Genomic DNA, 13334 nt, shown 5'->3' on the forward strand with positions numbered 1-13334 from the left:
ATGGCGAAATACCCTTGCCGCCAGATGTCTGATTCCGTCGCTACGTCCCCTGCTCCCCCCGCCCAAGTCACGCTCTGGACCCCGTTCATGTACGCCCTGTTCCGGGCCATCTGGATTGCGGGGCTGGTGAGCAACGTGGGCACCTGGATGCAGAACGTGGCCGGCGTGTGGTTTGTGACCACCCTCACCACCTCGGCCCTACTGGTGGCCCTGATGCAGACGGCCACCTCGCTGCCGGCCTTTCTGCTGAGCATGCCGGCCGGCGTGATGGCCGATTTGGTGGACCGCCGCCGGCTGCTGCTCCTCACGCAGGGCTTTATGGCGATGGTGGCCACGGGGCTGGGCGTGCTCACGTTGAATAACGGCATTTCGGCCTATGGGGTGCTGGGCTTCACGTTTTTGCTGGGCATGGGCGCGGCGCTCAATGCGCCCATCTGGCAGGCCATTGCCACGGAGCTAGTGCCGCGCCCGGCGCTGGGGTCGGTCATTACGCTCAACGGAGTGAGCAACAACATTGCGCGGGCCATTGGGCCGGCCATTGGCGGGGCCATTATCGCGTATTATTCGTCGGGCTGGGTGTTTTTGCTGAACGGGGTGTCGTTTCTGGGCACCTGGGCAGTGGTGTATTTCTGGAAGCGCCAGCCCACCGTGACCAGCGGACCGGCCGAGAACTTTATTGGGGCACTGCGGGCCGGCATGCGCTACGTGCAGTATTCGCCGGCCATTTATGGGGTGCTGGCACGCACGTTTGCGTTTTCGTTTGGGGCGGCGGCCATGTGGGGGCTGGTGTCGGTGGTGGTGGCGCGGCGGCTGCACCTCAGCTCGGGACACTACGGCGTGATGCTCTCGTGGCTGGGCGCGGGAGCCGTAACGGGGGCCTTGCTGATGGGCCGGGCCGGCTCGCGGCTCAATTTCAACCAGCGGGTGCTGCTGGGCGTGCTGGCTTTTGTGGGCACTAACGTGGCGCTGGCGCTGGTCAATCAGATTTTTATTCTATACGCGGTGATGTTCGTGTCGGGCATTGCCTGGCTGCTGGTGATGACCAGCTTCAGCACCACCGTGCAGCTGAGCGTGCCCCGCTGGGTGCAGGCCCGGGTTATCAGCGTGTACATGCTGGTGTTTCAGGCCGGCTTATCGGTGGGCAGCCTGGTTTGGGGCGAGCTGGCCGACCATCTTTCGCTCCGCACCTCGCTGCTGACCGCCGCCGGCTGGATGCTGGCCAGCACCCTGCTGGCCGTGCCCTTCCCCATGCGCTCGGCCGAGGGCCTGAACCTGGACCCCGCCGATGACCGCCCGCACACCGTGGACGAGGATGCCATCGACCCCGACAGTGGCCCCGTGATGGTTACCATCGAGTACCACGTCGAGCCGGCCAATTGGGGCGCCTTCCACGCGGCCGCCGCCCAGCTCAAGCGCCTGCGCCTGCGCGATGGGGCCTTGCGCGCCGGCGTATTTGCCGATGTGGCCCACCCCACGCGCATTTCCGAGTTCTTTTACGTGGCCACCTGGGGCGAGCACCAGCGCCAGTACCACCGCTTCACCCGCGAAGACCAAGTGGTGGAAGCCGCCGTGCGCCGCCTGCACTCCGGCCCCGACGCACCCCGCGTGACGCACCTGCTGGCCTTCCCCGCCACCTCCAACGTGGAAGTAGCCACGCCCATAGCCACGCTGGAAAGCCAGCGCTAATGCGGTTTTACGGTATATTTCTCTAGTTAAAAGTTGAGCGTTAAAAGTTAAAAGGACAAGTTTTTAACTTTTAACGCTCAACTTTTAACTTCGGAGTTGTTTAAAAACTGCACACTAAGTAAGGAACTGCTCTAAGGCGGTTTCGCGGCCCCAGACTGGCGGGGTATTGGCACCGGCGGCGGCCAACCCCTCCGGGCCCGCAGCCGCGCTACGCCGGATTAATGGCCGGACTACGCTCCCAGAGCTGCTTCAGAAACTCCTGCTCGGCCAGCCACTGGCCCTGCCGCCCCAGCAGCCACTGCTCCGTTTTTTCGTCCTGCGGCGCTTCGGCTACCCGGCCCAGGGGCTTGAGGCGGCCAGCGGCAAAAGCCAGGCAGGCCCGGAAATCCTCCGGCTCCAGTGCGGGATGAGCGGCCTGAATTTCGTCAGCACTCAACCCGGAAGCCAGCCACTCAAGCACTTGCCACACGGGGTAGCGCAGCCCGCGCACGGTGGGCTGCCCTTCGCAGATGGCCGGGTGAATGGTGATGCGGGGAATGGCTGGGGAATTCCTGCCCCAAAGTACCGCAGCGCGCCGAAATGCGCCACCCCAGGTACGCTACAGCAGCCGTTCCAAATCGCCGGGCTGGTTGATGCGCAGCGGCGCTTCGGCCTCGCTGAGCCGGCCAAAGCCGTAGGTGGCGAAGATGAACGGCACGCCGGCCGCCGCGCTGGCGGCCAGGTCGCCGGGCGTGTCGCCCACGTACACGGGTGCCTGCAGGTCGTATTCGGCAACGATTTCTCGGATGTTCTCCGATTTTGGCAGCAGCCTGGTACCGAAGCACTGGTGGCCTTCAAAGTAGCGGGCCAGCCCGCTGTGCCTGAAAAAGCCCTCCACGTAGCCCAGCTGGCAGTTGCTCACGATGAAAAGCCGGTAGCCCTGATTCAGCAGGTAACGAAGGGCCGTTTCGAGGCCGGGATAGAGCGTGCCGCCGTGCTCTACGGCGGCGGCCAGCTCCTGCCGGGCGCAGAGGGCGCGGTATTCTTCGAGCTTATCGGCGGGCAGGTTGGGAAACAGGCGCTCGTATACCACGGTATAGGGCTGGCCGGTCACGGCCTGCACCTGGGCCAGGGTCACATCATTTTCAATGTAGTCAACGCTGTTTTTAGCAGCCTGGAAGGCCCGGGTGATGGCCACCGAGGCATCCCACAGGGTGCCGTCGAGGTCAAATATTACGCTGTCGAAATGGTCGGGCATGGGAGCGGATTGAGCGCCGGCAAAGGCAATGGGGGCCGGCAGAAAGCGGGCGCTTATTCATACAAATCCTGCGGGTCGGCGGCGGCCAGCTCCACCAGGAATTGGGCAATGTTGGTGGTCACGGCTTCGAGGAAGGCCGCACCTTTTTCGGCGTTGGCGGCGGCGGGGTTGCCCACGCCGGTATCGGCCGAAACCTGGCTCCACTCGCGCTGGGCCCAGGCCCAGCCCTGGCGCAGCGCCGCAATGCGGAACTGCCGGGCCGCGCCGTTGCCGGCTTCGCTCAGGGGGCTCACCAGGTCGGGCGTGAGGTGGAGCATCACGCTGGTTTCCAGCTCATCGGCATGGTCGCCGGGGGCCGAGAAGTACTGATTGCGGTCGGCGGCCTTGAACCAGTTGAGGGTGCTGAGGAATACGTTGGGGAAATCGGCCTGCAGCTCGCGCAGAATCTGGCGGAAGTCGTTGCCGCCATGGCCGTTCAAAATCACCAGCTTCGGGATGCCCTGCCGGGCCAGCGTGTGCACAATATCGCCCAAAATGGCCAACTGGGTGCTGGGGTTCAGGTTCATGTCGAGGGTGATATCGAGCTGGCCGGTGTTCACCCCAAACGGAATGCAGGGCAGCACCACCACCTTCGCGCCCTGGTCCCAGGCCTTGCGGGCGGCCTCGGCGGCCACATAGTCCGCCTGAATGTTGTCGGTGGCGTAGGGCAGGTGGTAGTTGTGGGCCTCGGTGGCACCCCAGGGCAATATGACCACTTCATAGTTGGCCTCCTGAACGGTCTTCCAGGTGGTTTCGGCGAGGATGTAGGGACGGGGCGCCATGGCGGGAATGGGGAAATAGAAGAAGGGTACTTATGCCGCCCCGAGCCGCTCCAGCAGCACGATGGGCTGGTTGTGGTAGGTGGCGCGGGCGTATTCGCGGTAGCCAAATTTGGCCGCCAGGCGCAGCGAGGGCTCGTTTTCGGGGTGAATGATGCACACGGTACGCACCGGCCCAAAGTGGCTTTCGCCCCAGGCCAGTACGGCTTCTACCGCCTCCGAGGCATAGCCCCGGCCGTGAATGGCCGGGTCCAGCACCCAGCCGATTTCCGGGGTGTCGCCCAGAGGCGGCTCAAGGTCGCGCTTCAGGTGCAGAAATCCTACGGCCCCCACAAACCGGCCACTGGCCTTTTCCTCTACTGCCCAGAACCCGTAACCCGTTAGCAGCCAATGGCCGGAACTGCGCAGCACCAGCTTCCATACTTCCTCGGCGGGCATGGGCTCGGGGGTGAAATAACGGTGGTAGGCCAGCTGCCGGCTCATGGCAAACCAGGCATCAAAATCATCGGCGCGGAAGCCCCGCAAACGCAGGCGGCTGGTTTCCAGCACCGGCACTACCGAGGGAGGTGTGTGGGGTAAAGACATGGTGGCAACTTACGGCCGGCCGGGCAAATCTTCGGCTTTCCTGAAACCAGAAGCTCCCGCACCAAAACGCACTACCCTACCACGAGCCACTATTATCGTTGCCACTGTCGAAGCCGCCGCCGCCGGTGTCGTTGGAGGAAATATCGAAGCTGTTTAGAAGGTCCCCGAACGGTCATGCAGAGCGCTGCGCTCTGCATGACCGTTCGGGGACCTTTTGTGACTTTCTAAACAACTCCATTATCAGAAGGAAAGCAGGCGGAGGTTTGGGAGCGGCAAGTCAGCCGCCCACTGGCAGCTTCCGTGCCAGCTACGCCGCCTGGGTCACGGCTTCCACGGCGCGCTCGAAGCGCGGGCGGCCTTCGGCATCGGTACCGGCGGCCACGAAGCCGTTGCGAAGCAGCACCTGCTGGGCGGCGGGGTTGTCGGCGGGCGGGTGGGCAATGAGCTGGCGCACCAGACCCGTATCGGCGGCCTGCTGCACCAGGCCGGCCACCAGCTCGGTGCCGAGGCCCTGCCCACGCCAGTCGGCCGCGATGGAATAGGTAATTTCGGCCATGCCATCGGCCGTGGGCCGGCCCAGGAAGCCGCCCGCGCCCACCAGGGTGCGGGGCGCGGTGTCGTCGGCTTTGCGCAGGGCGTACCAGCCGTACCAGCCAGCGGCATCGCGCCCGCCGGCCGTGAGCTGCTCCAGCACATGCTCCTGCGTGGGGCGGTCGTGCTGGGCGGGGGGCCAGTCGGTGGGCAGGGCCGCGCCCAGGAGCAGGGGGAAATACTGGGGCTTGTGGAGCGCGGCCGTGAGCAGCGCGCGGCTGGCGGCAAGAATCTGGAGGTGCGGGGTGTGGGTGATGAGCGGAATCATAGGCTGCATTATACGGCGCAAATGGCCGGTGGGCGGCCCGGGGGCAGCATTTTTAGGCGTGGGCGGGCCAGGAAAAGGCCGGAACGCTATTTTATTAAGCCCAAATTGAATAATTAACAAAGTTCAGCCCTTCCGAATATCTTTACTACCCACGCCCCTGCACTTTTCATCCCGCGCTATGTACTTCAAAATCTTACTCTACACGGCTATCCTGCTGGCAACCCACACGGCTAGCGCTACTTCCATTGGCTCCATTCAGGGCACGGGCGCGGCGGCCAGGGCCGGCACCTACACCGTGGAGGCGATTGTGACGGGCATTTACGCCAGCCTGAAACCGGCCGGCTTCTACATTCAGGACGATAACGCCACCGCCGATGGCAACCCCGCTACTTCCGACGCGCTGTTCGTGGTGCAGGCCGACCCCAACGTGAAGGTGGGCGACAAAGTGCGCGTGACCGGCACGGTGCACGAAGACGATGCCGCCCCCTCCTTCGGCCAGGCCGTGCTGATGGAGGCAGCCTTCACGGTCATTTCTTCGGGCAATGCGCTGCCCGATTTTGTGCGCCTCGTCAACAGCGAGTTTGCGGCCGACAAGGCGGAGCGCTACGAAGGCATGCGGGTGAAATTCACCGCGCCCCTCACCGTCACCGACAACTACAGCCTGCAGCAGCGCGGCGAGCTCACGGTATCGGCCGAAGGCCTGACCTACCAGGCCACGCAGTTCATCGACCCCAACGACAACCCCGCCACCGGCACCAGCAGCAGCGGCACCAGCAACCTGGCCGCCGTGAATGCCTACCAGGCCGCCAACGACCGCCGCAGCCTGGTGCTGGACGATGGCAGCTCGGCCACCAACCCCTCCCCCACACCCTACCTCGATGCCCGCTTCCGCACCGTGCGAATCGGCAGCACGCTGAGCGACATGGGCGGCATTCTGGGCTATGGCTACGGACAATGGCGCCTGCAGCCGCTGGCCGGGGCCGAGACCCCCGTCATTAGCGTAGTCCGGCCGCTGACGCCGCCCGCCTTCGGCCCGCTCGATTTGAAGCTGGCCAGCTTCAACGTGCTCAACTACTTTAATGGCGACGGGGCGGGCGGCGGCTTCCCCACGCCGCGCGGGGCCAAAACGGCCGCCGACTTCCAGCGCCAGCGCGCCAAAATCATCCTCGCCCTCGCCCAAATGAACGCCGACATCGTGGGCCTCACCGAGATTGAGAACGACGGCAACGGTTCCACGGCCGCCATTCAGGACCTGGTAGATGGCCTGAACAAGGCCGTGGGCGCGGGCACCTACATCTTCGTGAACGACGGCAACGCCGAGCGCCAGACCAACAATACCGACCTTATTCATTGCGCCATCATCTACAAGCCGGCCGTGGTGAGGCCACTGGGGCCGCCCATGGTGGCCACCGTGCCGGGCGTGTTCGAGCGGCCGCCGCTGGCGCAGGTGTTCATCACCCGGCGCAAGGAACGGCCCGATACCGTGGGCTTTATCGTGAACCACTTCAAGAGCAAGAGCAGCGGCAGCGGGGCCAATGCCGACCAGCACGACGGCCAGGGCGGCTCCAATGCCCGCCGCAAGGACCAGGCCGTGGCCCTGGTCGAGTTCATCAACAAAACCGTGATGCCGGCTGGGGCCGCGCGCATCGTGAGCGCCGGCGACTACAACGCCAACTACGAGGAAGACCCCATCGACATTATGCGGGCCGCCGGGCTGGTGCCGGCCACGCCGCCCACCAGCGCATCGTATGTGTTCAAGGGCCTCACCGGCTCGCTCGACCATGCCGTGGTGACGCCCAACCTGGTGGGCTTCGTGGATGTGCAGAAGTGGCACATCAACTCGGCCGAGCCCAGCGTGCTCGAATACGACCAGGCCGGCGAAGCCACCGACCTCACCTCGCCCTTCCGCTCTTCCGACCACGACCCGGTGCTGATTGGGGTGAATTTCGCGGGCATTCGCAACGCGACGGCCGACCGTGCGGCCAACCGCCTGTTTGTGTACCCCGGGCCGGCCGCCGGGCCGCAGCCGTTCAGCCTGGACGGCGTGCCCGCCAGCGCCGGCACGCTCACCCTGGATTTTGCCCTGCCCCAGGGCGGCATCCGCCTGCTCTCGCTGCACGGCACACCGGCCATGCTGGGCGGCCAGCTCAACGGCTACACGGCCCACCTCGCACCGGGCATTTATGTAGTGACGCTACGCGGGCTGGGCTATCAGAAAATCCAGCGGGTGATGAAGGAGTAGCGGCCCCGGCCTGGCCAATGGCAGCAGCCCGATGCTAATGCCCGGAACCTTTGGCGCAATGATTTCCCCTTTGCCCAGCCTGTACTTTGCGCACAATGCGGGCGAGGTGCTGATGGCCCCCGCCGGCGTTCTGCGCACTAGCTGGTATCGTCCGACGTGCAGGGTCTGCCGCCCACGTATCGCTCTTTTGATGATGAAGCGGCGGCCGTGCGCGGGCCGGCAGCGGCTTAATCGAACACGTAGCGGTGGGAGCGCGCCGGGGCCGGCGGCATGGGCTCGCCCACCATTTCCAGCAGGGAGGCTTCAATGGTGTGGCTCATGGCATTCAGGGCCAAATCGTTGTCTTCCAACCCAAAAGGCTCCTCGATTTCGCGCATAATGGCATCCAGCGCCATAAACGTGTAGCCCACAAAGGCCACGATGAGCGGCGTAATCCAGCCGGTGCTGTCCACCAGCCCAAATGGCAGCAGGAAGCAGTAGAGGTACACCGTGCGGTGCAGCAGCACGCTGTAGGTGTACGGAATGGGCGTGTTGGCCAGCCGCTCGCAGGCCCCCAGAATATCGGCGAGCTGGTTGAAATGGTGGTCGAAGGCCAGCTGGATGGTGGTATCGAGCTGGCCGGCTTCGCGGCCCTGCTGCACCCAGCGGCTCATGGCCAGCAGTAGCTGCACGGGCTGGAAGGTGGCCGCCCGCGTGGCTTCGGCCAGGGGCGCGGGCAGCAGGCGGGCCAGGTCGGGGCCGGCCTCGGTGCGCCGGAGCTGGTGCTTGAGCGCGTAGGTGAAGGCGATGAGCAGCCGCACGAATGCCCGGGGCCCTGCCGCGCCCGCCGGCTGCCCGCTCAGCGTGAGGGCCTGCCGGGCCAGCGAGCGGGTGGTGTTCAGCAGTGCCCCCCACTGCTTGCGGCCCTCCCAGAAACGGTCGTAGCTGGCATTGTTGTAAAAGCCCAGAAAGATGGCCAGCGTGAAACCGAACAGCGTGAAGGGCGCGGCACTTAGCGGCACTTTGTAGTAGGGCAGTTCTACGTGGGCGGCCACTACCGCCACAGAAAGCCCCAACAGCACCAGCAGGCGCGGCAGTATCTGGGGCAGCACCGAGCCGTGCCAGGCCAGGAGCAGGCGAAACCAATTGTCTTTCTCACGAATAATCATGCCCCGGTGTACGGGCAGCGTAGGTAAAGCAACTGGCCAAGGCAGTAAAACTGCGCTTGTGGCGCGGCATAAAAGTGGAAGTTGTTTAGCAAGTCACAGAAAGTCCCCGAACGGTCATGCTGCGCTGCGCGCAGCATGACCGTTCGGGGACTTTCTAAACAGCTTCCACAAATGCTTTCATGGAGGAGGGAAGTATACCGTGGAAGATGACGTAAAAATAGTCTGCTACCCCCCAAACCAAACCAGCCGCCCCCGGTACCGGGAGCGGCTGGCCGACTCTATCTCGAACCGGGCGCTAGTATACCTCCTTCTGGAAGCCGAAGGCCCGCAGCACGCCGCGCTGGGCATCCTCGTCGGGGTAGTTGGCCTTGATGCTGCCCACCAGCGAGCCCAGGGCCACGCGCAGGGGCGCTTCGAGAGCATTTTTCTGGCCCACGGCGGCCGAGGCCGCGCCGCGCAGCTCGCCGCTGTCTTTGGCCAGCTGGGCGTATTCGGTGGCGATGGGCTGCCAGACGGCCGTGCCGAATTTCTTCTTGTCGTACTTGTGGGCCGTGAGGGCGGCCACCAGCTTGCCCAGCGCGCCGGCGCGGGCCGTGCGGCCGGTGGGCAGGCGGAAGTTTTTGCCCTCGCGCACGATGCCAAACTCGGCGTAGTAGGCCTCGCCGCCGTCCTCGTCGTGGTCTTCGGCGAGGTAGCCTTTCACGAAGCCCAGGTTTTTGGTGATGAGCTTGTCGAGCGTTTTCAGGCGGTTGGCCTGCGGGCTGCGGCCGTCGCCGGCCTCGTCGGCGGTGTTCAGGCTGGCGGCGTAGGCGGCGGCCTGGCTGCTAAAGGCGGCCTTGCTCACGAAGAGCAGCGCGGGTAGCTCGGCGGCGAGCCAGGCTTTGGCGGCGGCGGTGCCCAGCGTGGCGAGGGCCAGCTGGCTGGTGGGCAGCCGTTCTTTCTTGTTGGGCTTGGCTGGGGTAGCGACAGTAGCAGCCGAAGCGCCGGGTGTGGTAGGCGACATGAAAATGGGGTAAAAAGGTTGAAAATGAAAGGGATTCAACCGCCAATGTATCGCAATTCCCGCCCATTTCCTACCCGCCGCCCGCCCCGTAGCCCAAACGGATGCCCGACCGTACTCCGGGGCCGCCCCGTAAGCCAGTTGGGTGCCCGTTTGCCTCGTGGGGCCGCCCCGTAAACCAGTCGGGCACCCGAATACCTCGCGGGGCAGTCCCGTAAGCCAGTCAGGCACCCGAATACCTCGTGGGGCCGCCCCAGCCACCCCCGGCGCGAAAGCGGCTGGGGAAGCTTGAAGTTTCTGTTTATCGGTGCGTCACCAGCAGCGTGCGCGACAATTCCAGGTATGAGTGATGCGCAAACAGCTTCGTGAGCTGCGGCAGAAACTCCCGGAAAAGCGCCAATAAATCGTTCGTACTGATTGTAGTACTCCCCAAAAGCTGGACAGGTTAAGCGGGCTAGCTTAGCTCGATTATGACCCCAAAACGCACCCGCCGTCGCTATACGGCCGAGTTCAAAGCCGAGGTGGCGCTGGCCGCGCTCACCGAGCGCCAACCGCTGGCTGAGTTGGCCGCTCACTATCAGTTGGCCACGGCCCAAATCACGCGCTGGAAGCTGCAGCTGCGCGAACAAGCCGTTCAGGTCTTTGCCGAAGCCCCTGCTTCCGTTGCGCCAGCCCCCGATGTGGAGCCGCTCTACGCGGCCATCGGGCGATTGCAAATGGAAAATGTGCTGCTAAAAAAAACGCTACCCCGATGAGCACGACCCAGCAACGCGCTCTGGTGCAGTCCCCAGACCCAGCTGGCGGCTCGGTGACTGCCCGCTGCCAGGCCCTGGGCCTGGCGCGCAGCAGCTTCTACTACCAGCCCTGCGGGGAAAGCGCCGATAATCTCCACCTCATGCGCCTGCTCGATGAGGAGTTCACCACGCACAACTTCAAGGGTGTACTCGGCCTGCGCGACCACCTGCGCCTGGCCGGGCACGCCGTCAACGAGAAGCGCGTGCGCCGCCTCGTGCGCCTGATGGGCCACGAGCCGATTTACCCCAAGCCGCGATTGTCCATTCCTGGTCAAGGTGTTACGCCCTATCCCTACCTGCTGCGCGACCGCCCGGCCACCGCTCCGAATGAGGTCTGGAGCACGGACATCACCTATGTGCCCATGGCCAAGGGCTTTCTTTACCTGGCCGCCGTTTTGGACTGGCACTCGCGCTACGTGCTCAGTTGGCAACTCTCCAACTCGCTCGACGTCGGCTTTTGCCTGCAAGCCCTGGCCGATGCCCTGCGCGTAGCCCCCGCCCCGTACATCTTCAACTCCGACCAGGGCAGCCAATTCACCAGCCTGGCCTACGAGCAGGCCCTATTGGCCGCCGGCTGCCGCATCAGCCGCGATGGTCGGGGCCGCGCCACCGACAATGCCTTCATCGAACGCCTCTGGCGCACCGTCAAATGGGAGCATATCTACCTCAACCCCGCCGACGACGGCCGGCACCTACACCAGCAATTACACGCGTACTTTGCTTACTACAATCACCGCCGGCCCCACCAAAGTCTCGGGGGCCAAACGCCCGCCCACGTCTACCGAACCAATCAAACATTCAACCATAACCATATTACTTAACATGCCCCGCTAAACTGTCCAGTTTTTGGGGAGTAGTACAATCTAACAGCTTATTTACCTGATAGCCCAGCGTCTTGCTGAACTGCTTCTCAATTAGGACGTGGATAGCATAAGCTAAAGCCAGCATAAGTAATATGACAGCCGCTAACAACAGGTATTTGTTAGTATGACCAGCCAAGTTGCGGAAGAGAACAAATCCGATGGTAGCATGCAGCAAGTAAAGCGGGTAGGTCAAGGCCCCCAGATAGCTGAGCCAGTTATACTGTAGATTGATTTTCCGGTACGCTACCAGCGCAAATAGCACAAACATTACCGTAATCACGGCCGCTACTATCGGGAAGGAAAATGGCACTTGGAACAACTTGCTATAGGTACTGGCTGTGGCCCGAACGCAACGAAGTGAAAGCATATAGGATGCTACGAGTAGCGCATACAGCTTCCAAGGCGTGAACAGCTTTCTTTGAAGCAGGTAAAACACCATGCCCGCAGCAAAAAATGGGCTGTAGTCGGTGATGAAAAGGCGAAAGAAACCGCCTTTCATACCTGGGCCTGGTCCTACCAACGCCGAGCATAGCAGCCATAGCGCCAGAAATAAATCCAGGCGTTTCATCAGGCCATAGCCGATGAGCACACTGATGAGGAAGTAGAACACAATCTCATAGCTGAGCGTCCAATACGAACCATCGAGCGGGAAGTAGCTAAAAAACTCTTCCAGCATGGTCATATTATATGCGTAGAGCTTAGTTCCCACTTTCAGTTGGTGTAGCAGGCCAGCACCACCTGAATGCGCATAGTCCCAACTCACCACCAGGAAGGTTAGAGTGCAGCTCACCCAGAAGGCAGGATATAGGCGCGTTACTCGGGAAAGAAAAAACTGCCGGACACTTTTCTTATAAGCGGACATGAGCACCACGTAGCCGCTTATAATGAAGAAGAGCTCAACACCCATGTAACCGTATTGTGTTATGCCTTCTATTTCTTCGTACTGAATCGGGGACTGCTTGTTGAAATGAAAGCCGACGAAGGTGTAGTGATAGATGACAACAGATAGTGCAGCTACAAACCGCATTAAATCGATTTCGTGATAGCGAAGCGGGGCCTTGTGTGGTTCTTGTTCCAAGTAGAAAGGGTTGTTTAGTCTGGCTTACAAACTTACAGGTTTGTATAGTAAAACTTATGCGGCTTAATTAGCGGGATTCGCGTGCTCGTGTGCGAGATAAGCCCGGTGTGGGCTGCGGACGCGCAGGTTATGCAGCCCGCAGGCCACCACCATGACCGTATCGCGAAACCAGTCGCCGCGGACCCGCAGCTTGTCGCGCACCATGCGCAAGCGTTTGATGCCACTGTGCACGTGCTCAATCACCACGCGTAAGGGACTCAGCAGCTGGTTGTAAAGTTTCTGGGAAAAGGTCAGTTCGCCCTTCGGGGGCTTCTTGTGCGGCATCTCGACCAGCACCCCCGGCGGGCGATGGCCGAGCAAACCCAAATCCTGCCGCAGCACGCTGCCCGCCGGCAGGTGCAAGGGGTATTCGTCGGCCACTTTTTTGTCGTGCATGCGCCCTGATTCCGTGGGCGAGAGGTAGTGCAGATACTGCGTATCGTCGCACAAGGTGTTGTTTTTCAAGGCATGGACTTTTTTTTAGCACTATACTCTTCTTCTTGCCCTTCCCGGTCCGCGTTGCGCGGGATACCGCGTTCCACCCCGTCGTAGGTAAAGATCTTATCGGGGTGCGCGGCCAGGCGCTGTGCCAGTTGCGCGCCGTCGCGCACGGGCGACAGGCCGCGGGCGGCCAGCGTTTGGTTGAGCACGTTGAGCAACGGGCCCGTCAGGCGGCTGACGCGGGTCTGCGAAACGCCAAAGCTGGCGGCTTGGTACTCTTGCAACGAATTGGTTTTGAGATAGTTCAGCAAGAAGAAAAGCTTCGTGTCGGTACCGGACAAGGTCGCATTGGCCCGCTCCCGATGGGCCGGGATGCGCCGCCGGGTGCCGTCGAGGGTGTGGTAGCGCTGATGCCGTTCCCAACGGGGCGCAAAGTCGGTGAGCAGGTCGTCAAATTCGGCGGGCAGCAGACTGGTTAAGGCCAGAAACTGCGTCGGCCGCTCGCGTAGGGCCAAATAATTCTGTAGTACTCCCCAAAAGCTGG

At 62.7% G+C, this 13334-nt stretch carries 14 protein-coding genes; 4 read left to right on the forward strand and 10 right to left on the reverse strand.

From position 1 onward, the window contains the following. Positions 1–24 precede the first annotated feature (24 nt). The gene (locus tag KQ661_RS01475) at positions 25–1686 is read left to right on the forward strand and encodes an MFS transporter (RefSeq protein ID WP_216679027.1); all 1662 of its coding nucleotides are present in this window, start codon (positions 25–27) and stop codon (positions 1684–1686) included. A 208-nt stretch (positions 1687–1894) separates the two neighbouring features. Here the strand turns inward: KQ661_RS01475 and KQ661_RS01480 are convergent, their stop codons facing one another. From KQ661_RS01480 to KQ661_RS01500, 5 genes are all read right to left on the reverse strand, one after another. Beyond that, the gene (locus KQ661_RS01480; protein WP_216727920.1) at positions 1895–2224 is read right to left on the reverse strand and encodes a DUF433 domain-containing protein; all 330 of its coding nucleotides are present in this window, start codon (positions 2222–2224) and stop codon (positions 1895–1897) included. Positions 2225–2284: 60 nt separating this feature from the next. Further along, complete coding sequence (locus KQ661_RS01485; RefSeq protein ID WP_216685475.1) at positions 2285–2923, reverse strand: HAD family hydrolase; 639 nt, start codon at positions 2921–2923, stop codon at positions 2285–2287. A 53-nt stretch (positions 2924–2976) separates the two neighbouring features. After that, positions 2977–3744, reverse strand: a complete 768-nt coding sequence (locus tag KQ661_RS01490) for a creatininase family protein (protein WP_216679029.1) — start codon at positions 3742–3744, stop codon at positions 2977–2979. A gap of 30 nt (positions 3745–3774) precedes the next feature. Then, complete coding sequence (locus KQ661_RS01495) at positions 3775–4326, reverse strand: GNAT family N-acetyltransferase (RefSeq protein ID WP_216685476.1); 552 nt, start codon at positions 4324–4326, stop codon at positions 3775–3777. 307 nt (positions 4327–4633) lie between these two features. Next, positions 4634–5185: a GNAT family N-acetyltransferase gene (locus KQ661_RS01500; RefSeq protein WP_216679031.1), complete on the reverse strand. Its 552-nt coding sequence runs from the start codon at positions 5183–5185 to the stop codon at positions 4634–4636. Between the two features lie 178 nt (positions 5186–5363). Here KQ661_RS01500 and KQ661_RS01505 point away from each other — a divergent pair, with 178 nt between their 5' ends. After that, positions 5364–7427, forward strand: coding sequence for an ExeM/NucH family extracellular endonuclease (locus KQ661_RS01505; RefSeq protein ID WP_216685477.1), 2064 nt, complete (start codon positions 5364–5366; stop codon positions 7425–7427). A 227-nt stretch (positions 7428–7654) separates the two neighbouring features. Here the strand turns inward: KQ661_RS01505 and KQ661_RS01510 are convergent, their stop codons facing one another. Both KQ661_RS01510 and KQ661_RS01515 read right to left on the reverse strand, forming a co-directional pair. Further along, a complete protein-coding gene (locus KQ661_RS01510; RefSeq protein WP_216685478.1) occupies positions 7655–8575 on the reverse strand; it encodes a bestrophin family protein in 921 nt (306 codons plus the stop codon). 295 nt (positions 8576–8870) lie between these two features. Then, positions 8871–9578, reverse strand: coding sequence for a hypothetical protein (locus KQ661_RS01515; protein WP_216685479.1), 708 nt, complete (start codon positions 9576–9578; stop codon positions 8871–8873). Between the two features lie 467 nt (positions 9579–10045). Here KQ661_RS01515 and KQ661_RS01520 point away from each other — a divergent pair, with 467 nt between their 5' ends. After that, positions 10046–10330, forward strand: a complete 285-nt coding sequence (locus KQ661_RS01520) for a transposase (RefSeq protein WP_216678982.1) — start codon at positions 10046–10048, stop codon at positions 10328–10330. Next, positions 10327–11190: an IS3 family transposase gene (locus KQ661_RS01525; protein ID WP_216685480.1), complete on the forward strand. Its 864-nt coding sequence runs from the start codon at positions 10327–10329 to the stop codon at positions 11188–11190. Before KQ661_RS01520 ends, KQ661_RS01525 begins: the two co-directional genes overlap by 4 nt. Here KQ661_RS01525 and KQ661_RS01530 read toward each other — a convergent pair. The 3 genes from KQ661_RS01530 to KQ661_RS01540 all read right to left on the reverse strand — a co-directional run bounded on the left by KQ661_RS01530 (position 11183) and on the right by KQ661_RS01540 (position 13305). Beyond that, positions 11183–12310: an acyltransferase family protein gene (locus tag KQ661_RS01530; RefSeq protein WP_216685481.1), complete on the reverse strand. Its 1128-nt coding sequence runs from the start codon at positions 12308–12310 to the stop codon at positions 11183–11185. The genes KQ661_RS01525 and KQ661_RS01530 overlap by 8 nt on opposite strands. A gap of 63 nt (positions 12311–12373) precedes the next feature. Next, a complete protein-coding gene (locus KQ661_RS01535; protein ID WP_216685482.1) occupies positions 12374–12814 on the reverse strand; it encodes a transposase family protein in 441 nt (146 codons plus the stop codon). After that, positions 12811–13305: a transposase family protein gene (locus KQ661_RS01540; RefSeq protein WP_216685483.1), complete on the reverse strand. Its 495-nt coding sequence runs from the start codon at positions 13303–13305 to the stop codon at positions 12811–12813. The genes KQ661_RS01535 and KQ661_RS01540 overlap by 4 nt, the downstream gene beginning before the upstream one ends. Positions 13306–13334 lie beyond the last annotated feature (29 nt).

Origin of the sequence: Hymenobacter siberiensis, from assembly GCF_018967845.1 — a bacterium.
GTDB lineage: Bacteria > Bacteroidota > Bacteroidia > Cytophagales > Hymenobacteraceae > Hymenobacter > Hymenobacter siberiensis.

Coding starts and splice junctions, on each gene's coding strand:
- KQ661_RS01475 (WP_216679027.1), top strand. CDS start 25: ATGTCTGATTCCGTCGCTACGTCCCCTGCTCCCCCCGCCCAAGTCACG.
- KQ661_RS01485 (WP_216685475.1), bottom strand. CDS start 2,923: ATGCCCGACCATTTCGACAGCGTAATATTTGACCTCGACGGCACCCTG.
- KQ661_RS01490 (WP_216679029.1), bottom strand. CDS start 3,744: ATGGCGCCCCGTCCCTACATCCTCGCCGAAACCACCTGGAAGACCGTT.
- KQ661_RS01495 (WP_216685476.1), bottom strand. CDS start 4,326: ATGTCTTTACCCCACACACCTCCCTCGGTAGTGCCGGTGCTGGAAACC.
- KQ661_RS01500 (WP_216679031.1), bottom strand. CDS start 5,185: ATGATTCCGCTCATCACCCACACCCCGCACCTCCAGATTCTTGCCGCC.
- KQ661_RS01505 (WP_216685477.1), top strand. CDS start 5,364: ATGTACTTCAAAATCTTACTCTACACGGCTATCCTGCTGGCAACCCAC.
- KQ661_RS01510 (WP_216685478.1), bottom strand. CDS start 8,575: ATGATTATTCGTGAGAAAGACAATTGGTTTCGCCTGCTCCTGGCCTGG.
- KQ661_RS01515 (WP_216685479.1), bottom strand. CDS start 9,578: ATGTCGCCTACCACACCCGGCGCTTCGGCTGCTACTGTCGCTACCCCA.
- KQ661_RS01520 (WP_216678982.1), top strand. CDS start 10,046: ATGACCCCAAAACGCACCCGCCGTCGCTATACGGCCGAGTTCAAAGCC.
- KQ661_RS01525 (WP_216685480.1), top strand. CDS start 10,327: ATGAGCACGACCCAGCAACGCGCTCTGGTGCAGTCCCCAGACCCAGCT.